We start from the raw sequence: 21597 nt of genomic DNA, 5'->3' as shown, positions 1-21597 counted from the left end.
CATGCGTTGGCGCTGCGTAAGCGGTAGAGGCGATTCCTGCCATCAACATACCTGTAATAGCACAAGCTATTTTGCTCAGGTTCAATCCCTTTTGCATTGTTATCTCTCCACGTTATGGTCAAAAAAAATATAAATTCGAGTTGCCTTCTTTTTCATGCATGTTTCTTCAGCTTTTTACGTAAAAAAAGAGCTTTCTTACCTTCAAAACACAACTGCATTTCTAATTGTTTTGTTTAGGTAATTAAATACCCCTTAATTGACAGCGAGTTAACAAACACACCAGCTGTACAATTAACGCCCTTTAAGTGTTAGCTATGTTTTTTTCTATCGCGAATAAATATCATTATATTTAGACATCACAGGAGGATTCAATGCAACAAAGTCGCAACAACCTTCACTTTATTACGTATTCATTCCATTTATGGTTGATTTACAACCACCAGCTCGTCATACCTAAAAAGAATATTTCACATAAAAAAAAAGTAAAAATTAATTATAAATACGTAACATAATGGCTTTCATTAAAAACAAGAATCGGTATTTGACGCTAATGTGTGAAGATGTAGTGTACAAACCCTCAGCATTCTTTCAGCAGATTAGGTATTAACGTTGTTGGCTACTTTTAATAAAAGTGGAGCTTTATATTCATGAAATTTTTCTGCCATGCTCCTTTCTTATCTACTAACGTTATTAGATATCTACCCATATAGCATGAGTTTATGCATGCGATAGGGATATTACGGAGCAATTTATGAGCGACATTATTCTATTTGGTATTAATCTTTTATCTGGTTTATTCATATTAACGATTGGGAGTGGTGCTTTATTAGTTATTTACTTCTACTTTTCTGATATTAAACAGAATAAACATGCCATTCGCCACAATTATCCGGTAATAGGCCGTTTCCGCTATATTTTAGAAAAACAAGGTGAATTCTTTCGTCAGTACTTCTTCGCAATGGACAGAGAAGAAATGCCCTTTAACCGAGCAGAACGAAGCTGGGTTTATAAAGCAGCAAAAAACGTCGATAGAACAATCGCTTTTGGCTCAACACGTAACCTAGATACAGCGGGTACAATCATGTTCATGAATTGTGCATTTCCTACCCTAGAAGAAGATGCGGTTGCCCCCTCGCCGATTACAATCGGTGAAAATTGCCAACTCCCTTATACAACCAGTTCCATCTTTAATATTTCTGGAATGAGTTTCGGTGCGATATCAAAACCTGCCGTACAAGCCTTATCACACGGGGCACATCTTGCTGGTTGTTGGATGAATACAGGTGAAGGCGGTTTAAGCCCTTACCACCTAGAAGGTAAAGCTGATCTCGTATTTCAAATAGGTACTGCTAAATATGGTGTACGAGGTGAAGACGGAAATTTAAGTGAAGAAAAGCTAAGAAACATCGCAGCCCACCCTGAAGTAAAAATGTTTGAAATCAAAATGAGTCAAGGTGCGAAGCCGGGAAAAGGCGGAATATTACCAGGTAGAAAAGTGACGGCCGAAATAGCAAAAATAAGAGGAATACCAGAAGGACATGACTCGATAAGCCCTAATGGACACAAAGAAATTAGGAGTGCAGGTGATCTACTCGACATGATTGCATTCATTCGACAAACGACGGGGAAACCTGTTGGTTTTAAAGCTGTTATAGGCTCGATTGATTGGTTTGATGACCTATTAAATGAAATAGAGCAACGTGGTAAAGATAGCGCGCCTGATTTTATTACAATAGATAGTGCCGATGGCGGCACAGGTGCAGCACCACAACCTTTAATGGATTACGTTGGATTACCCTTAAAAGAAAGCTTACCACTGGTCGTGGAACGTTTGAAAAAACATAACTTAAAAGAACAAATCAAAGTCATTGCTTCTGGTAAATTGATTACCCCTTCAAAAGTTGCTTGGGCAATTGCATTGGGTGCGGATTTTGTTGTTTCAGCTCGTGGACATATGTTTGCGTTAGGCTGTATTCAAGCACTTCAATGTAACAAAGACACATGCCCTACGGGTATTACAACGCACAATAAACGCTTACAACAAGGTCTTAATGTTCAAGATAAAACCCAGAGAGTCGCAAATTATAATAAATATATTCATTATGGTATAGGGCTTTTAGCTCACTCTTGTGGCGTCACTAACGCACGAGACATCAATAAAAGCCATATTCGTATTGTGACTGAAAATGGCTTATCTGTTGCCCTAGATAAACTCTATGAAAATCACCATTAACCATTATGTGTATAGGCAGACACCGCTATCTTATTTGAATTTGAATTTGAATTTGACTTAACGCTGACAAATCAAAACACCAGCATGCCAGACTTAAGTTGACTCAAATCGGAGTCGTTATAATTTATGACCATACACGTTCCAAGAGACCCAAAATGATCAAGCGCGCAGCTCTATCCCTTACACTTATAACCGCGTCGTTATCCACGTTAGCCGCGCCAGAATTGATACCTCAATCAGAAGCTCAATATGGACAATTAGCGTTAATTGAAACCATCCAAATAACGGGCGATATTAACGATAGCCTAACCAGCTTAGTGGATAGATATCTTGCGCATAAAACCATCGATTACTATTCAATTAAAGATATATCTGAAGATACCCAAGCTAATACACTAACTATCATCGTGAATTTGTATAAACGTGAACACACGGCATAAAACGGGCCAAAGAAACGTTTAATGTTCAAAAAAAAGATGAGGCAACATTGACCTCGTCTTTATGACAATCGCGAATACATTCGCTTAACTAGGTATTTTTCTTTATGGCGTTTTCTTTTTTCGCTAAAAGAACTATAGCCAAATGTTTCTCCAGCACCGCTGATAATACTTTTTTGCTTACCGGTTTAGACACAAAGTCATCCATTCCTGCTTCATAGCATTTATCCTTTTCTTCTTTAACAACATTTGCCGTTAAAGCAATAATAGGAATGCGTGATGCATTTTGTTCAAGATTTCGTATTGCTTTTGTCGCCCCAAAACCATCAAGAACTGGCATCTGACAATCCATAAATATCATATCAAAATCATGTTTTTGATACATATCGACACCAATTTGACCGTTACTTGCAATCATGACTTCAACACCCAACTTTTCAAGCATCATTTTTGCCACTTTTTGGTTCACAACAGCATCTTCAACCACCAAAACTTTCGCTCTTGGTGTTGATGCTTCAGGGTCCAATTCACGGGTTAAAGCAGCAGTTGAATCATTTGTTATTACACCAGATTCTTCAGGTGAGCTTGCTTTTTTGACCTCGGCATTCGACTTCGGTAAGAAATTAATTTCACTCGCTTGAGGCATGTTGGCATGGTGTACTGATTGTAAAAAATTTTCAGGTGTTGTCATTTCAGGTGTCATGACTGGTGATGTTGCATTGCTTAACGCCTGAGATGCCTCTGTACCGTTTAGACTCCGTTTACAATTTAGAGGAATCGCAATGACTTCATCTGAAGTCATCATAATAACGCGCTTAACCGTCCACTTTAGATTGCTTTCTTTATACGGTCTCGATAAACACGCTAAAATGCCAGCTTGTTTCGCCTTTAGATCATCGCCCATCTGAGGGCCAGCAGAAATCATCATCATGCGAGGACAATCCAGACCCAATTCTTTAGTCAGTAATTGTGCCAGTTCAAAACCATCAAGGTGTGGCATAATTTTATCAATGATAACTAAATCAAACGGGCTTTGATTCGCAATAGCTTGCTTAACAATATCGATTGTTTGTGTCGCATCGTCACAACAGGTCGATTTAGCGCCGAAATTGTTTAACTGAGCAGAAGTGATCCGCATATTCAGCATACTATCATCGACCAGTAAAACGGATATCTCCGATAGTGCTTTACTGTCTTCCAACGAAGCCGACACTAATACATTTTTTTCAAACGTTATCGTAAAGTAAAAGGTGCTACCCTTATCTACTTCACTGCTTATCTTTATCTCTCCCCCCATCAAATGAACTATTTGACGACAAATCGATAAACCTAACCCTGTACCACCGTATTTACGCGTAGTACTACCATCAGCTTGTTGAAACTTATCAAACACAGCTTCATGCTTATCTGCTGAAACACCAATACCACTGTCTATTACTTCAAATCGTATTGTTGTTTCAGTATCCGTATCTGTTTCTAATTGAGTATGAAGGTGAACATAGCCTGTATGGGTAAATTTAATGGCATTACTCACTAAATTATTCAGCACTTGTCGAAGTTGAGTTGCATCACCAAGCAACATTGGTGGTATACGTTTATCAATAGAGCATTGGAAGGCAATACTTTTTTCTGACGCTTTTACTAAGAATATAGATTCCACTTCTTTATTCAATTCAAACAAATTCAGCGATGTATGTTCTAACTCTAAACGCCCTGCTTCAATTTTAGAGAAATCGAGAATGTCATTGATCAAATCAAGTAATGAAAGAGACGATATATTTAACATCTGGATATATTCTTTTTGGTCTTTTGGCATGTCCATCTCTTGCAATAAAGATGATAAGCCAATAATCCCATTCATTGGTGTTCTAATTTCGTGGCTCATGTTTGCCAAGAACTCACTTTTCTTACGGTTAGCTTCTTCAGCTTCCTCTCTTGCTAATTCAAGTTCTTCGTAATGATCTCTTATTCGGTTAACAGAACTATTATATGTTTCAGTTAGCGTCGATATTTCATCATCAAAACGCCTGCCTTCTAAATTAATACGCTGTGGTACTTTATCATCATCAAAATTACTGACAGCCAAAGACATCAACGTAAGTGGCCGTACAACGATACGATAAGCAAAATACAAGATGAAAATAGCGAACAAGAAGATTTTGATCGTTTGAGAAACCAATAGAAAAATAAACTTATCAAACAACCCTTGATAAACAGTGTACAGATCAGATTGAACCGTAAGCGTAGCTAACGTGTACTGCCTTTTGCCAACAGTATGTTGCATCTCCCACACTTTTTCGTGTTTATATTCCTGTAATTCGCTGCCTAACTGAACAACAGTACCGTCAGAATCTATAATCGATAGATAATGAATGCTAGGCAAATGCATTATACCTTCAGCCTGCGTCAGTAATAGTTCACGATCCTCCACCCACAAACTCGCGGTAAGGCTTGATAAAAAGCTGCCTTCAATTTGTGTCATTCGTTCATCGATACTCGCTAAATCTTCCTTATAATCACGGTATAAATTCAGCCCTGTAATAATTAAGGTGAACACTGTACTCATAAGTAAGATAAAAAACAGAAGCTGCTTTGCTAATCCGATTTTTTTCTTTTTGTACATATTGCGATACGTCTCATTCATCCTTAAACTCGCATCTTATTGTTATTCTACTACCATAATAATAGCCACTTCACAGGGATAGTTAAGATAAGGATGTAAAATGAAAGGACTTTTTTCTATATCAACCGCAATAATGTTAAGTTGTGCCAGTTTTCAAGCATCATCTGAGACAATTAATTATTACGTTATCGCAAAACAAGCCACTCCGTTCCAAATTGAATCACCAGATAAAACACACAAAGGAATAGTGACAGATATTGTAAAAGCGGTATTTAACGGCAGTAAATACGATATCGATTACCATGTTTACCCTTTTAACCGAATGATATCTTTATTAGAACAAGGTGGCGAAGCGAATTGGATAACCTATGGCAGTCCTAATTGGGGAGGCGTTCAAGCCGAAAACCTATCGGAGATGCCTATTTATAATGTTAAGCATTCACTCGTTACAAGTATGAATAACACGTTTGACTTCAACTCGATGAAAGATATGGATGAGAAAGTTATCGTTCTTCTTCATGGTTTTAACTACCCTCAACTTGTTCCTTACTTTGACAATGGCAACGTCGAGGAATTGAGAGTTAAAGACTACAAAGCAGCATTTCGTGTCATAAAAAAACTACCAGGAGAGACGGCTTTTGTTGAAATGCAATCACGTATTAAATACAACCTCAGCCAACAAAAATTAAACACCGACGCCTATCGAGTGCAATCCTTCAGCAGTGTGATTCCAGACTATCCAATTTACCTCGCCTTTGATCCAAAAATGGATGCAGATATACAAGCCTTTATCAATGAACGCCTTAAAACATTAAAAAGCACAGGTAAACTCGACGATATAATTCATAACTATATCTAGTGTCTAAGACAAAAACCTCCCAAACCTCAGTATAATTGCTGAGGTTTTTTAATTGACAGTATACCCAAGCTACCTCAAGATGCAGGATTCAGAGTGATCTCAGCGTGTTTAATTCAAGGAAAATGTGTGTAGGAATGGCTTTCCCTTTCAAGCACATTTGACACGGAAGTAGATACGCTGAATCACTCCCGAAGGGCGAGTTTTGTTGGGCTCTATGCAGTGTTACTTATTTTCAACGTAGAACGACTAGGTCTATAAATAAGTGCCTTGCCTAGAGCTCAACCAATTCTCGCTGAAACGAGCATCTTGAGGTAACTTGGGTATATACTTGAGTAAGGCATTATGGCTCAATATCTCGATATGAAATCATGGTCAGTACGCTGTTTCGGAGGGGAACAAAGAAATAATGGCAAAATTTTTTTTATCTAATCCATTGAAAATAAAGTGTAAAGCACTATTTTTATTACTAATCCTTCAAACAACACATGTCGCTTATGCTAATCAGTATATCTCAGAATTAAAGTTACTCAACTACACCGACTCTTATGGGAATGTGTCTTTAAGAAATGCAAAAAACCTTACTCTGCCAGATCCAATGCTTGTAACTGGCAACCTTGATTTAGAAAATAGTCGTATTCAACGTTTGCCAAAAAAATTGACTGTTACAGGTAGTCTAAATTTAGCTTATAGCGACGTTACCGAACTACCAAGAATTTTGAATGTAGGTGGACATATAAATCTTGCTCATTCGAAAATTACCTACCTCACAAACGGGTTACAGGTAAAAAGTGATTTAAGCTTAATGGGTACCCAATTGACCACACTCCCTCCCTATTTGTATGTCGGTGGCAATTTATACCTTGCAAATACAGCAATAAAAGAACTTTCCACTTTCCTCGTTGTAGAAGGTAATGTTTATTTAGGGGGGGCGCCGGTGCAATCTATTCCGGAGAAAGCGACTATTCGCGGTAATATCTACCAATAATCATATTCAGTCTTATAAATAATAAACATCAAACAGAATAGCGAACGATTGCTTTACCTTGGGGGATTTAATATCACGATAAATTATATTTAAATAAGGCGTTTAGCTCGATTTAAAAATAATAGATTGGAAGGTTTTAGTTAGCCAGAAACATGATTACTTAATCTTATTGCCTCTGGCTACTCGGGTACTGAAAGCTATCGGGGCACAACTTTCAGTTGATTGGTAATAAGCCAACCTTACGCTCGAATGCGTACTTTATTACTTAACTTGTGTTTTAGTCGTTTGATTTTTGTAGTAAAACCACTTACGACGATTTTGAGTTTTCATTATATACCTCTCATTATCAACAATGAGTAAGCTTGATATTACTTATAATTTAATACCGTTCTCACTCTCTATTTGTTCTACTATACCCAGCGAATTATGACGAACATATTACAAGCCAGATAAAAGTAAACGGCCCTTGAATCCCTATTTAATTGACAAAAACAAAATCAACAACAATTCGTTGTCTATTTTTCATTATGTCTAGGAATAAATGGACAATGAGATATTTTCGTGGGGGCTATGTTCAGAAGTTACCTTATTTGAATGGAGTAAGGTTAACCAAGCTTTCTATATTTTTCACCATACGATTTATATCTTCAGAACTAATATAAGAGGGTTTTTAGTTTTTTACAAGCATCTATTGAATATATTTTGAGATAAATATCACGATTAAGTGCACTAATACCGTAACATGAAGTTTACTATTGTGCTTAACACCTTGCTTACCAATGAATATCTTGATTTGAATTTTTTCGCGCCTAAATTCTTTTACCCACGGCTAATTCTTGTGTGTGAACAACACCAAAAGCTGGTTAAGTTCTAATAAAAACAATCACAACAAATGATATTTTTTTCACTAATTTAATGATTGATAACAAAAAATTACCAACTAAGAGATAATGCTAAAACTTGACACCACCTCACAACTTGTTAACATATTGTTGTATTTTGCTGAGAGGTCAGGAAAATGGGAATTCATACCATCACATTAGAACAGACCGCTAATGTGCCAAAAAAAATTCTATTTCACCTACTCTCTGATCATGAAAAATTGGGCCGTTTTTTTTATGCTGATTTTTCTTTAGTTAGACAAGGAAAGCCAGACACCAACGGAATTGGTGCTGTCAGAGAAGTGACCACAGGTCCTTTTAGGTTCCAAGAACAGATTATCGATTACAAAGAGAATGAACACCTCCATTACAAAATCATAAACGGAGGTCCAATGAAAGAACACGGTAGTTGGATTCGCTTTCAAAGCATCAATGCGACTCAAAGCCTTATCCACTATCGTATTAAGTTCTCTCCAAAGATAAGCGGTACAGGCTGGCTTATTAAGTACCTTATTGAAAAAGATGTACGAAAAGCATTGTCGACAATTGCTCAACTGGGTGAATCCGAATGGAAGCGTTGATTATGGTCTGTTGCTCTTTCAACATACCCTCCTAATCAGCAAGTTTGACTCAAGCACGAACTTGCTTTTTTCTTCCTGCACTGTTCATTGAGTGTTCACTACTTGCCGTCACTCACTATTATCCCTCCAAACTCCTTGTCTATTATGTTATCTGATGCTGGAAAATGGTTGTTATTGAATAAATATCGAACAGAATATTGATCTACTCGCTATCGCCTCAAATATGAAACAGGTCTAATAAATACAGCAGATTACAATTACTCAGGATAGTGATACATGAGACAGCAGCCTCTACTTACAACTGAAAGATTGGTTTTACGCCCTTTAGAACTATCAGATGCGCCAAAAATTCAACAATTTGCAGGCGACCCTAATATAGCGAATGGTACGATCAACGTTCCTCACCCCTATGATGATGGTGTCGCAGGGCAATGGATTGGTAAAAACATTGCTGGGTGGCAAAGCCAAAAGTCTGCAATTTTTGCGATCACACTTAAATCTAACAACCAACTCGTTGGCTGCATAGGCCTACATAATATAGAAGGTGAAACTGCACAATTAGGATTTTGGATTGGAGTGCCCTATTGGGGCAAAGGCTATTGTACTGAGGCATCTGCACGCATTGTCGAGTTTGGCTTTAGACGACTAAATCTTCAGCTGCTTTATGCGCGCCACCTCAGTCGTGATTCAGCCCCAGGTAAAGTCATGCAAAAAATAGGCATGCGCCATATAACGACCAAAAACGATGCTGCCCGCGTCAATATGATTACTGAAAATGTCGAATACTATGAGTTAGGCGTACTCATAGAAGCGTAATGTGCGAGCTAAACTGCATAAGATTCTTCATTATCAGTGAACGACTACAGAGCAAGTCTCTACCGCTGCTTTTTGACTCTTGCCATTTGATACACGTTAACGTAGCACCCATTACGAAATGCATAATTAACTGATTCGCCTTCTATCACGAAACCATGCTTTTCATATAATGCGATAGCAGAGTGATTGTCAGTATAAACTGTCAGTTCAATACGCTGCACATTAAGCCAATTTTCAGCAAGATCGATAATCTCACTAAGCAATTGGCTGCCTATTCCTTGTTTTTGGTAATCATCATGTACAGCCATACCAAATGAAGCAACATGCCTACGTCTCGCATTCTGACAAACTTCAAAGCCTAGCTGTCCCACTATGACGCCTTCTTTCTCGGCAACCAATGAATGCACACCCGCAGGTAAGTCACTTAGGCGCTTATTCCATGCATCTAGCGAAGGCAGCGGTAATTGAAGTGTTCCACTATAAGCATTCTTTCCTGCGTACAGATTTTTAACTTGCTCAATATCTTTCGATTCTAGATGTCGAATAATCACTTCCATCCCTTACTCCCTATTCAATTTAGTTTCTTTTAAAATCGCATTAACATGGCATTTAAGCAATAAAAACAAATATCTATATCAAAGATAACTTACTGACCACGACTCACTAAATATGCCTTTGTGGTAAACATTTATCTCTTATTTTTAGCTCAGCACACAGTTATACCCATCCGCTTCTTTTAACATGGTATAAACCCATTTCAATATGCTAAAAGGACTTTGCATGGTTCATTGTGATTATTTGATCATTGGTGCAGGAATTATCGGGCTAAGCACCGCGTGGGAACTGCAAAAACGCTACCCCGAGAGTCAAATCATTGTGGTCGAAAAAGAGATGACGCCGGCTTATCACCAAACAGGTCACAATAGTGGTGTGATACATGCGGGCATTTACTACACACCCGGTACTTTAAAATCTCAATTTTGTTGCCGTGGTAATATTGAAATAAAACAATTTTGTGAAAAGTACCAAATTCCCTTTGATGAATGCGGAAAACTACTTGTTGCAACATCCGATGCTGAATTAGAGAGAATGGAAGCCCTTGGTGAACGCGCAAGATTAAACGGCATTCAATTTGAAGTTCTTGATAAGCAATCATTAAGAGAGCGTGAGCCTAATATCGAAGGACTAGCAGCCATTTATGTGCCAACCACTGGTATTGTGAGTTATAAAGAAATTTGTGTAAAACTTGTCGAGCTTATTGAACAAGCAGGCGGACAAGTGCTCTTCGATCATCAGGTTACCTACCTAGATGAGTCTGAGACTGGTGTAACAGTGATAACAAGTAACACGACCTTCCATGCTAACTCTCTGATCGCTTGTGGTGGATTAACAGCAGATAGGCTGGTTCGAATGCTGGGTGATGAGCCAAATTTCCAAATTGTGCCATTCAGAGGAGATTATTATCAATTACCTAAACAGCATAATAATTTAATTCACCACCTAATCTATCCAATACCCGATCCTGAGTTACCCTTTCTTGGCGTACATTTAACACGAATGATTGATGGTAGCGTAACTGTTGGGCCTAATGCTGTTATTAACTTCTCTCGTGAACACTACGACAAGCATCATATTCACCTAAAAGACTGTGCTGAAATGATTACCTATCCAGGGTTTCGTAAAGTCATTCGCCAACACTTTTACTCTGCGTTGATCGAATTGAAAAATAGTGTGTGGAAATCTGGATATCTACAACTTATTCAAAAATATTGCCCGACACTTCGTCGCGATGATTTACTTCCCTACCCTTCAGGTATTCGTGCTCAGGCGGTTAACCAAGAAGGTGAGTTAATAGACGATTTTCTATTTCATCGTACTAAACATTGTTTAATTGTCTGTAATGCTCCTTCACCTGCTGCAACTTCATGCTTCCCTATCGCGGATTATATTGTTGAACAATTGAATGCTAGCTAAGATTCATATTTCGTCTTATAAAAAACCATCTTTATTTCTTTATTTTATAAGACGAACCTTCAACAAGGCTAATATTTAAAAACAATAACGCCAATACAGATAGAACATTTTGATATATTGAATCATATTTAAGAAATCAAGTATTAAATAAAAATTTAATCATTAAAACTGATCCAACTTGAAAAACCTCCGTACAATTATTGCTAGGTACTATACTGATATCAGTAGTGAAGTAACAAACCAAAGACATATAAGCCTTGATACTTGGCTATATAAGGAAATAAACAGAAGGTTTACTTTCACTAACATGAGAACTCAGTTTTATCATTGCAACCTAACATACTGTAATAATAGAAATTTAGATTTATTATTATTATTTTGAAATATTTTTTATGAAGGACAGGTCTTATAAGGTGATGTGAATACAAACTCTTATAAAAATGGCAATATAGCCAAACGATGAGGTGAGGATTATGTCTAGCTTGAAAGTAATTACAGCAACAGCAGTGATTTTAATGTCTACTTCCGTATTAGCAGATATTCGAGTCGCAGATACACACAATGGTGCGTGGATCACCGTAACTGAAAATGGCGCTCCAGCTGCTAATGCTTCAGTATCTGTAGCCAACGTGCCTCAACAAAAACAAAGCTACCAAACAGATGAAAATGGTCGTGTATTTATTCCATTAACATTAGAAAATTCACGTTCAGTAAAATACAAAGCAACCACAGAAACTGGTAAAAAATCATCACGTTTCGCCTTCCACTCTACAAATAAGTAAGTGGTCATAAAGTTTTTTAAGCCCTGATTAATTCGGGGCTTTTATTTTATTTGTCGGTAAATTTACCATGGTTTTTTTTATCATAATCACGACGATTTAAATCTCTGGATAAAACGAGCCCAAGCCCAATTACCTGCAAAAACAACGCCAAACTTCTAAGCTGTGATATATATTCCATCTCACTAGTATAACTATCAATCAACTCCAAGTTATCTAGATACAGCTGATTTATTTTTTCTCTTTGCTCAAATTGAACATTATTTATCTTGCCCATCAAATTAGGCAGTTCTGTAATAGATAATGATGCAACATCTTCACCTAACCAATAGCTTAGGTCTTTCACTACTTGATTTTTAATTTCTGGGATTAATGGCTTACTCATATATTCACTATTTGCAAGAAGTTCTAAAATATGTTCTTTTTTACGTTCTACCGTTTCAACTTGTTGCCAAATTAATGTAATTAATTTGGCATTACTTGCTTGCTGTTGAATCTGACTATTTATTTGTCGTGTGGAATCATCAATGTAAAAGTTGGTCATCACGGCTGAGACTATATTGAGTAATAAACCAATACCAACCAAAATCCATGTTGGTATTCGCCACGCCATTTTCAAATCGCTCATCCTTTATCACTTGCTTCATTGGCTAAGTTGTACATTAAGTATGGCAAAAAAATACTCTTCTTTTTCATTTCCAGTTGCGTAATTACCGTTCTGAAAACAAATAGTTCGCAGTGACTTCGATAGCACTGCAAATTTGGTTATTTTTACTAGACTTAATAACAACCTGAAAGCCTCATCGGCATATAAAAATACCATTCGAAGTTCACGCAATTCTAAGACAACGATCTCTTGATATGGAGCTTTGCTAAGGCATGCACAATAAAACAATAATAAATACTCAAACCGTTCTATTAACAGGCACATCTGAACAGCATAAACGACAGGAGCTAAAAGACTACTTCAATCAAACATGGACTCTTTACGAGTCACTCTTCGAAATTGTAAATAATGATGAGGCTTATTTCAAAAAGGCAGAGCCATTACGCCATCCTCTCATTTTTTACTTTGGGCATACAGCAACCTTTTATATCAATAAGTTGAAACTTGGAAAGTACATTGATTCACGCATAAACACCCACTTTGAATCGATGTTCGCCATTGGTGTAGATGAAATGTCGTGGGATGATCTTGATGCAGCCCATTATGACTGGCCAAAGGTTGATACCGTTAAAGATTATCGCAAAAAAGTGTGTTCGCTAGTCAACCAATTTATTAATGAGATGCCCCTATCCTTACCCATCACTCAATCAGATCCAGCCTGGATCATTTTAATGGGCATTGAGCATGAACGCATTCACCTAGAAACCTCTTCCGTCATTATTCGCCAGCTACCTCTGGCTGATGTAACGCCTCATGATTATTGGATGCCCTGCCTTGACGATGGTGAATCACCCAACAACAGTTTGTTGAGTATTGCAGGGAAAAGCATGTTATTAGGTAGACAAGATAATGACCAAACATACGGTTGGGATAATGAGTTTGGTGAACAATCTTTTACTATCGATAACTTTAAAGCCGCTAAATTCCTTGTTTCTAATCAGGAGTATCTTGAATTTGTGAAGGCTGATGGCTATCAACAACCACGATACTGGAATGAAGAGGGAAAAGGTTGGTTAGCTTACACCAAAGCAACAATGCCCCGTTTTTGGCGATTAGAAGAAAATAAGTTGTTACAGCGTAACCTATCAAGTGAGATCCCCTTACCTTTAAACTGGCCAGTTGAAGTTAATCAACTAGAAGCAAAAGCGTTTTGCAATTGGAAAGCAGAACAAAGCAATACTAACATTCGCTTGCTGACTGAAGCCGAATGGTATCTATTACGCGATAACATCGATACCGATTCTCCGTATTGGTCTGAAGCACCGGGGAATATCCATTTAGAATACTTTGCATCTTCTTGCCCTGTGAATCGCTTTGAACATAACGGCCTGTACGATGTGATAGGTAATGTATGGCAATGGACAGAAACCCCTATAGACGGCTTTAACGGCTTTCAGGTTCATCCTTTATATGATGACTTCTCTACCCCTACATTTGATGGCCTACATAACTTAATTAAAGGGGGATCTTGGATCTCAACCGGCAACGAGTCTATTAAAGCGTCTCGTTATGCTTTCCGCCGACATTTTTATCAGCATGCAGGGTTTCGCTACGTAGAATCAAACCAAAAACCAGAAGAGATGGCGCAAATCAACGTATATGAAACCGATGAACTTATTTCACAGTACCTTGAATTTCACTATGGTTCTGAATATTTTTCGGTTGAAAACTTCTGCGTTAATGGTGTGAAGCAATGCTTACAAGAACTGCAACTCACTCATAGAAGCAAAGCCCTTGATATCGGTTGTTCTGTTGGCCGTGCTACGTTTGAACTCGCCAAAACATTTGACCATGTTGATGGGTTAGATTTTTCTGCTCGTTTTATTCAGCAAGCCTGCACGCTTATTGAACAAGGTGAAAAGCGATATACCATCCGAACAGAAGGTGATTTAGTTGAATTTAAAAGCATAACGTTAGCTGAACTTAACTATATCGAAATAGCCGATAAAGTCAGCTTTATGCAAGGAGACGCCTGCAACTTGAAATCTCAATATACTGGCTATGATCTTATTTATGCCTCTAATTTGATTGATCGCCTTGGTGATCCTAAGCAATTTTTATCTTCGATCTATGATCGCATTAATACGGGTGGTTATTTAGTGATTACCTCTCCATATACTTGGTTAGAAGATTACACAAATAAAGATAACTGGTTAGGAGGCACAAAAGTACATGGCGAGAACTTTACAACCTTAGATGGACTAACAGAACACTTAATCAGCCGATTTGAGCTTATTGCAGTAAAAGAAATTCCTTTTGTGATTAGAGAAACAAAACGCAAATTTCAACACAGCTTGTCTGAAATGACAATTTGGCGAAAACGCTGATGCTCTCTTAATCCAGCATCTTGAGGTAACTTGGGGATATCGCAGCTGAATTCAAGCAACAAGTGCAACTTACAGACTGTAGGTTGCGCTTTTATTCTGATACATTACGCGCTCTTAGTACTCAAGATTGGATTAAACAGTGAAAACACCTTGTGTTGGTAAATGTAAAAATAACGATGGTGTGTGCAGTGGCTGTTTACGCACAATGAGTGAAGTAGGAGAATGGCGTCAAATGTCTGATGATGAACATGTCAAAACAATCGATGAGATCAAAGGATTACGCACCACACATGCCTGCAGCCTATGCGGAAAGCCTGCTTACTGTGAGATCAGCGCAGGAAAATCAACATGTTGGTGTTTTGAGCTAACCAAACGCGACACATCAAACCTAGAAGCTGGAAGTTGCGTTTGTCGAGCGTGTTTATCCTCCTTACCTCTTCAAGATTAATTTTCACAAAGTCTAGCGTATTTAATTACTTATAATGTGATCTTCTGTGGTAATAGTCGGCCAGCAAATATATAACCTATTGATATATATAGCCAAACATATATAATATTCCCATCAAACGACTAGTTACCTGCACTTATGCCTAATGTTTTTTTTATTATCGTTACACTTTCTCTATCATTTTTCTCGTACGCTTCAAATAACGTCACAACAGTTATGCAGAACGAACAAGCTTGCATGAAAAATCTTGAGCGACTCATTGTTAATCAGCAGATTATTTATAGTGACAGTACCATTGCGCTACAGGAAAGACAGATTGCTGAACGTACCATCGACATTACACGTGACGCTTTTAATGAAAACGAAAGTTACTGCGATGCAATGGAAGCCTACGCACAAGAAAACGATAACGGACTTCGTTTACATAAAGGTCAAGACAACTACTTCGGTCGAAACCCATTTAAATAGCCATTGATAATGCTGCTAAAATAACATTACCTGAAAAATTTGAGATAAATAAAACAAAGGTGCTCACAATGAGAAAATGGTTACTAGCAAGTATCTTTACACCATTATTGCTTGCAGGTTGTGAGGATAGTGAACAAATTGGCTTTTCCAGCAAAAACCTACAGCAAAACTGGGTTTTAACTAACATCGATGGAAAAGAAATCACCATAAAGGAGCCAAGAGTTATTCCCAATATGGCTATCGATTCTGACCTTAAGGTATCTGGATTTGGTGGCTGTAATCGCTTTTTTGGACAAGCGGAAGTCAAAGACAATAAGTTTAAAATCGACACTCTGAGTTCGACAAAAATGGCTTGTATTCAAGATGATCAAGCAACAACTGAATCAGTAATGACGGTATCTCTGCAGGAATGGAGCAGCATAGCATTAGAAAATGATGTGTTAACACTAACATCAGAACAGCATATTTTAACCTTTATGCCTGAAGATATTTTAGAAGATAACGACCAGTAATATTTGCACTCAAAAAGTACACTTAGCCCTACATTTTTTACGTCAATAATGTGCTTAATCAGCCGAATTAGATGACGTAATTTTCATATTTCATTTTTTGTTTATTTTTCATCACAAAAACACTTTACTGTTCGAAATCCAAGCGTATACTGCGCATCTTTTCTACACATCCATACTCTTTCTGAACATTAACAAGGCACTTAGCACAGCAATGCTTGAACTCTTAACTTTCGCCATTGAGCACAAAATCATTACAACCCTAGTCATAATCACGACTTTATTATTACTACGAGTATTAGTGTTAAAAATCATCAGAGGCGATCACAATTTCATTAGTGAAAAACAACGCCAATGGATGTCTCGTACAAAAAATGGTTTTGCGATTCTCATTATTATCACTATTTTTGGTATTTGGAACTCAGAAATAAAAGAGTTCGCACTGTCTTTAACGGCTATTGCTATGGCCGTTGTTATTGCCTCTAAAGAAATGATTCTTTGTATAACAGGATCGATACATCGCGCATCATCTAGCTCCTTTACAATCGGAGACTGGATCGAAGTCGGTGATCTTCGCGGCGAAGTGATTGAGCATACAATGCTATCAACGAAGATTCAGGAAATTGATATCGCGCATAACCGTTACGATTACACGGGAAAAACACTAACACTGCCCAATAGCATGTTCTTTTCACACACCATCAAAAATATGAACTTTATGAAACGCTACGTTTATCATAACTTCACGATTGTTGGGCCAAAAGAGCGTAATTTGTTCTCGTACCATGATGAGCTAATCAGCAATATCAACGACTATAGCGAAGAATTTATTGAGGTTGCACGACGCTACAACAGTGTTATTGAACGACATGCTGGTGTTGATTTACCTGGCGCAGAACCACACATTCATATTGGTACAAATTGTACCGGTGAAAGCGTAATGCATATCACAATATTTTGCCCAACAGAGCAAGCAGCCGAATTAGAGCAACACATAACATCAGATTTTATGAGGCTGGTTTACGGGCCATAATTTACATTCAAGGTGGGTTTCGCTACATTACAACGGATTAATAACAGGCCGTGATAATGAAAGTAAGTAAAAAGAAAGCGCAAATACTAAACAATGCTATTGATTCTTGGGAAGAAAAACTCACGATCAGTACAGAGCAAGCTAATACATTACGACAAAGCATGCAGATTGTCGGCTTTGATTGGAAGTTATTGGCTGTATATTCGTTTTGGATTGCGATTACATGCCTCATTATCTCGGTAGGAGTCTTACTTGCCGATGATTATCTATTAGACTTACTCGCCAAGATCTTTGACGCTCCTGCTGGTGTAATATCAATAGTAACCGCGATTATAGCTGTGGGATTATATGCAGTAGGTATTCGCCGCCGACGTAAATATCCAGAAAAAAATATCAGTAATGAAGCGACATTTTTCTTTGGTGTCTTAATGACAGCAGTCTCTGTCGGCTTTTTAGGTGCAACATCTTTATACGGTGATACCCATGATGCCCTACTGCTTTTACTGCTAACATCCATTTATGCGGTTCTTGGGTTACGCTTATCATCAATCTTGATTTGGCTATTTGCATTGTTCACTTTTGGTGTCTGGGTGTTAACAGAAACAAGCTTTTTATCTGATTGGGATGCCTACTTTTTAGGTATGAACCACCCTCTGCGCTTTGTTTTTGTTGGTGCAGCAATTACTGCGTTAAGCCTATTGTTCCCTAAATACCCTAAACACGAGCGCTTACAAGAACCTACCCGGTTTGTTGGGTTGCTTTACCTGTTTATGTCGCTGTGGCTGCTTTCTATTTTTGGTAATTATGGTGATATCGCTGCTTGGTCTCAAATTAAACAAATTGAGTTGCTTCATTGGTCTATCTTGGCTGTTCTTTTTTGTTTAGTTGCGATTTATGTCGGCATTAAATTCAATGACACATTAAGTCGTAGTTTTGGTATCACCTTTCTTCTTATTAATTTTTATACTCGCTATTTTGAATACTTTTGGGAATCGTCGCATAAAGCAATATTTTTTGCTGTTTTAGCGCTTAGCTTCTGGGCTATAGGCTCTAAAGCGGAGAAATTATGGCAAATAGGCGAGCACTCTGCAGGCAACGAACCAACCCCAATGAAGCATCAATAAATACAAGCATGAACGAAAAACCGCTGCGATAATGGCAGCGGCATTCAAATTGAACTATTCATTATATTTTGTCTGTTTAACTGCGGATCGTATTACTAACTTCGAATACATGACGCTGGTTGATTAGGCTTGTTGCTCAAGTCGGTACAACTGAATTTCGTGCAACACTCTTTCTGTCATTAGTTCACTCATTGCATCTTTAATATTGGTCTCCATTTTTGTAATGGCTGGAAATACAGATTCACGCATTTCATCTACACATTCTTTCGACACCGACATGGTCATATCAAACTCAAATGAGGCTAATACTAAGAACTTTTCCATGCGCTCTACTATTACTCTCGCCATCATTGGGTCTGCACCTATATCGAGTAGTTCCTGTTCAACAACTACTTCTAGTGGTGACAATTCTTTTGGCTGCTCTTTTACTGGAAAAGCTATGATATTCGACATCTTATCCTCCAGAATTTTTTATGTGTAAAGATTCTCCCCCAAAAACACCCCTCCTAACTAACTTAAAGTATTCTTTATCCTATGTGTATTTTTTGTTAAATAAAAGTTCAAATTACCATTTTCTTAAAAAAAACACCTTATTGACGAATAAGAGAATAATTACCTTCATGAAAAACCGCAAAAATAACCCTCAAGTTCAATGGCTTACACGCAAAATGATTGAGTATCATTTAAAGCTTTAAAATTTAAACACTAAAGTGATCATATTGACGGTTTAGCGCGTAATAATGTTTGTTAAGCAAATTACATGACGTAAGCATATGTATTTTTTACTGCGTCTCTTGCCGACTTTCTCAAGTCGGCTTTTTTAAACTTGATGTATCTACTAAACGTTGTCTGAAAAGGCGGTATCGATTCAACCATTGGCTATCTATGCCAAACACACGCAAATTACCCATAATCACCATAACAACACCCAGTACTGCAGGCCACTCCCACTTGTACCCTTCAAACCAAGTCGACAGCATTAGCGCGATGATAGGAAACAACACGGTGCAGTAGGCTGCTTTTTGCGGGCCAATACGCCCCACCAGTAATAAGTACGTATTAAAACCGATTACAGAACCAAAAATGGCAAGGTATAACAATGATAATAAGTAATCTTTATCCATTGGCAGTAAAATTTCATTGCCCATTGCAACGGTAAGTATTAATAAGAATCCACTACCATATGCCATCCCCCAAGCCGTTGTCGGTAACAAAGGCATGTACAGTGACTGTGCTTTAGATGAAATAAAATTCCCACATGAAAAACAATAAGTACCGGCAAGAGAAAGAACTAACCCAAAAATCGCCAGTTGATTGGTTTCCGTTGATAATATTTGTGGAAGGAATAATAACAAGACGCCAATAACACCAACAATACCGCCCTGAATAACACGTTTGTCGGGTGTGTTTCGTAAAAAAAGCCAACCATTAAACGCATTCAACAATGGTGCTAGCGAGAAGATAACCGCATTAAGGCCACTGGGAATGTAATAGGTCGCATAATAAAAACAGATAAAGTTCGTCGAAAATAAAAAGCCACCGAGCGATAAGGCAAACAAATGATTTTTCTTCGAAATTTTAAGTGATACGCCTTTTAATACTAATAACAGCATCAAGACTACAGCAGCTAATCCAAACCGATAGCTAACAGACAAAGTAACGGGCGCATCCCCTATTTGAAAGGCAATGGCTAACCACGTAGTGCCCCAAATTAACACCGTTGAAAAATACAGTATCAAATTCATCATTTATTCCTTCTTAATAACATCGTGACAGTAACGACAGAATCAAGATACACAGCTAAGGAAAAAATGAATTACAGGTTACTGCGGGGAATTATATGTTCTTGCGGTTAATTCACACATAATATATAAAAGTTGTTAGAAACTTGTATCATTACTCCTCGAAATTACTGATTATCACGACATTAAGGTTTTGCATTGATAGGAAAAAGTGACAGTAATAAAACAGAAAATAACGCTATTTTCAATACATTACAAAACAATACCGCTACCCTTCATAACCAATTATGGTTACCAAATGGCAGTGGGGCTGCTATATGGAGCAATGAGAATGGTCAGGCAAATTACTTTAAACCTGATCACCACACCTTAAGTTTTTATCTTGATGGTGGTGAAAAAACCCATCGATTATACAATCAAGCTAAACCTTTATATGGTGCCCCTGATAAGCTCTGTTTAATGCCTGCAGAGCATCAATCTCAGTGGCGATTTAGCTCTCGCTTTAAGTTTTTACATCTCTACTTTGGACATAACCATCTGCAAAGCACATTCGAAAAAGCATTCGATAAAGAAGGTCGAAATATTGAATTAATGGATCAAACATTTGTTGATGACAGCTACTTAAGCAATATAATCCATCACACCTTATTACCGCTGAACTGGCATGATCGTTCAGACGCTCTCGCTTTTACGCACATTCAGCAAATTGTTTACGTACATTTATTAAAAAATCACTGTAATGTTCAAGTTAACATACCCAATATTACAGGTGGCTTGTCACCCATTGTCGCAAAGCGTATCAATGAATATATTCATGACCATTTAGATTCAAAGATTACTATTGAGCAATTAGCGAATATAGCTGAATTAAGTGAATTTCACTTCTCTCGCATGTTTCATCAGTCATTCGGATCCCCTCCTCATCAATATGTACTCAAACTACGTACACAGCTCGCCGCAATGTTATTAAAGACAACCCAGCACCCTCTGGCTGATATCGCCATACAATGTGGCTTTTCTTCACAGCCCCATTTTACACTGCAATTTAAAGCATTTTTTTCAATAACTCCGGCTAAATATCGTCAGCAACAGCGTTAACATACCCAAGTAA

20 protein-coding genes are annotated in these 21597 nt (G+C 37.7%); 15 read left to right on the top strand and 5 right to left on the bottom strand.

The features are described 5' to 3' along the window. Window positions 1-751: 751 nt before the first annotated feature. Both C9J12_RS24455 and C9J12_RS24450 read left to right on the top strand, forming a co-directional pair. Window positions 752-2233, top strand: coding sequence for an FMN-binding glutamate synthase family protein (locus C9J12_RS24455; protein ID WP_107245090.1), 1482 nt, complete (start codon window positions 752-754; stop codon window positions 2231-2233). 155 nt (window positions 2234-2388) lie between these two features. After that, complete coding sequence (locus C9J12_RS24450) at window positions 2389-2673, top strand: hypothetical protein (protein ID WP_107245089.1); 285 nt, start codon at window positions 2389-2391, stop codon at window positions 2671-2673. Between the two features lie 88 nt (window positions 2674-2761). Here C9J12_RS24450 and C9J12_RS24445 read toward each other — a convergent pair whose 3' ends face one another. Further along, complete coding sequence (locus C9J12_RS24445) at window positions 2762-5293, bottom strand: response regulator (RefSeq protein ID WP_227876448.1); 2532 nt, start codon at window positions 5291-5293, stop codon at window positions 2762-2764. Between the two features lie 100 nt (window positions 5294-5393). Between C9J12_RS24445 and C9J12_RS24440 the strand changes: the two genes are divergently transcribed. The 4 genes from C9J12_RS24440 (at window position 5394) to C9J12_RS24425 (ending at window position 9415) form a co-directional block, all read left to right on the top strand. Continuing rightward, window positions 5394-6152, top strand: coding sequence for a substrate-binding periplasmic protein (locus tag C9J12_RS24440; RefSeq protein WP_107245087.1), 759 nt, complete (start codon window positions 5394-5396; stop codon window positions 6150-6152). A 406-nt stretch (window positions 6153-6558) separates the two neighbouring features. Then, window positions 6559-7137: a hypothetical protein gene (locus C9J12_RS24435; RefSeq protein WP_107245086.1), complete on the top strand. Its 579-nt coding sequence runs from the start codon at window positions 6559-6561 to the stop codon at window positions 7135-7137. Window positions 7138-8155: 1018 nt separating this feature from the next. Further along, window positions 8156-8599 (top strand): SRPBCC family protein, encoded by a 444-nt coding sequence (locus tag C9J12_RS24430; protein WP_011220613.1) that lies wholly within the window; start codon window positions 8156-8158, stop codon window positions 8597-8599. Window positions 8600-8875: 276 nt separating this feature from the next. Next, the gene (locus tag C9J12_RS24425) at window positions 8876-9415 is read left to right on the top strand and encodes a GNAT family N-acetyltransferase (RefSeq protein WP_107245085.1); all 540 of its coding nucleotides are present in this window, start codon (window positions 8876-8878) and stop codon (window positions 9413-9415) included. Window positions 9416-9474: 59 nt separating this feature from the next. Here C9J12_RS24425 and C9J12_RS24420 read toward each other — a convergent pair whose 3' ends face one another. Beyond that, window positions 9475-9972: a GNAT family N-acetyltransferase gene (locus tag C9J12_RS24420; protein ID WP_107245084.1), complete on the bottom strand. Its 498-nt coding sequence runs from the start codon at window positions 9970-9972 to the stop codon at window positions 9475-9477. 223 nt (window positions 9973-10195) lie between these two features. Here C9J12_RS24420 and lhgO point away from each other — a divergent pair, with 223 nt between their 5' ends. After that, on the top strand, window positions 10196-11389 hold the full coding sequence (gene lhgO / locus C9J12_RS24415) for an L-2-hydroxyglutarate oxidase (protein WP_107245083.1): 1194 nt from the start codon (window positions 10196-10198) through the stop codon (window positions 11387-11389). A 473-nt stretch (window positions 11390-11862) separates the two neighbouring features. Then, window positions 11863-12171, top strand: coding sequence for a hypothetical protein (locus tag C9J12_RS24410; RefSeq protein WP_006229263.1), 309 nt, complete (start codon window positions 11863-11865; stop codon window positions 12169-12171). A gap of 46 nt (window positions 12172-12217) precedes the next feature. On the opposite strand, the gene C9J12_RS24405 is transcribed toward C9J12_RS24410, so the two are convergent. Further along, complete coding sequence (locus C9J12_RS24405) at window positions 12218-12781, bottom strand: hypothetical protein (RefSeq protein ID WP_227876450.1); 564 nt, start codon at window positions 12779-12781, stop codon at window positions 12218-12220. A gap of 266 nt (window positions 12782-13047) precedes the next feature. Here C9J12_RS24405 and ovoA point away from each other — a divergent pair, with 266 nt between their 5' ends. From ovoA to C9J12_RS24370, 6 genes are all read left to right on the top strand, one after another. After that, window positions 13048-15162, top strand: coding sequence for a 5-histidylcysteine sulfoxide synthase (gene ovoA / locus C9J12_RS24395; RefSeq protein WP_170111877.1), 2115 nt, complete (start codon window positions 13048-13050; stop codon window positions 15160-15162). Between the two features lie 139 nt (window positions 15163-15301). Further along, on the top strand, window positions 15302-15610 hold the full coding sequence (locus C9J12_RS24390; protein WP_107245080.1) for a cysteine-rich CWC family protein: 309 nt from the start codon (window positions 15302-15304) through the stop codon (window positions 15608-15610). A gap of 237 nt (window positions 15611-15847) precedes the next feature. Then, window positions 15848-16078, top strand: coding sequence for a hypothetical protein (locus C9J12_RS24385; protein WP_107245079.1), 231 nt, complete (start codon window positions 15848-15850; stop codon window positions 16076-16078). 68 nt (window positions 16079-16146) lie between these two features. Then, complete coding sequence (locus tag C9J12_RS24380) at window positions 16147-16590, top strand: META domain-containing protein (RefSeq protein ID WP_107245078.1); 444 nt, start codon at window positions 16147-16149, stop codon at window positions 16588-16590. A gap of 211 nt (window positions 16591-16801) precedes the next feature. After that, a complete protein-coding gene (locus C9J12_RS24375) occupies window positions 16802-17620 on the top strand; it encodes a mechanosensitive ion channel family protein (protein ID WP_107245077.1) in 819 nt (272 codons plus the stop codon). 56 nt (window positions 17621-17676) lie between these two features. Next, complete coding sequence (locus C9J12_RS24370) at window positions 17677-18744, top strand: hypothetical protein (protein ID WP_107245076.1); 1068 nt, start codon at window positions 17677-17679, stop codon at window positions 18742-18744. 123 nt (window positions 18745-18867) lie between these two features. Here the strand turns inward: C9J12_RS24370 and C9J12_RS24365 are convergent, their stop codons facing one another. Continuing rightward, window positions 18868-19197 (bottom strand): hypothetical protein, encoded by a 330-nt coding sequence (locus C9J12_RS24365; RefSeq protein WP_107245075.1) that lies wholly within the window; start codon window positions 19195-19197, stop codon window positions 18868-18870. 353 nt (window positions 19198-19550) lie between these two features. Then, complete coding sequence (locus tag C9J12_RS24360) at window positions 19551-20492, bottom strand: DMT family transporter (RefSeq protein WP_227876447.1); 942 nt, start codon at window positions 20490-20492, stop codon at window positions 19551-19553. A gap of 192 nt (window positions 20493-20684) precedes the next feature. On the opposite strand from C9J12_RS24360, the gene C9J12_RS24355 reads away from it, so the two are divergent. Next, on the top strand, window positions 20685-21584 hold the full coding sequence (locus C9J12_RS24355; protein ID WP_107245073.1) for an AraC family transcriptional regulator: 900 nt from the start codon (window positions 20685-20687) through the stop codon (window positions 21582-21584). Window positions 21585-21597: the final 13 nt, after the last annotated feature.

It is taken from the genome of Photobacterium frigidiphilum (genome assembly GCF_003025615.1).
GTDB lineage: Bacteria > Pseudomonadota > Gammaproteobacteria > Enterobacterales > Vibrionaceae > Photobacterium > Photobacterium frigidiphilum.
Note: the sequence above shows the minus strand (reverse complement) of the source record. Positions and strands in the feature narration are given on the sequence as shown.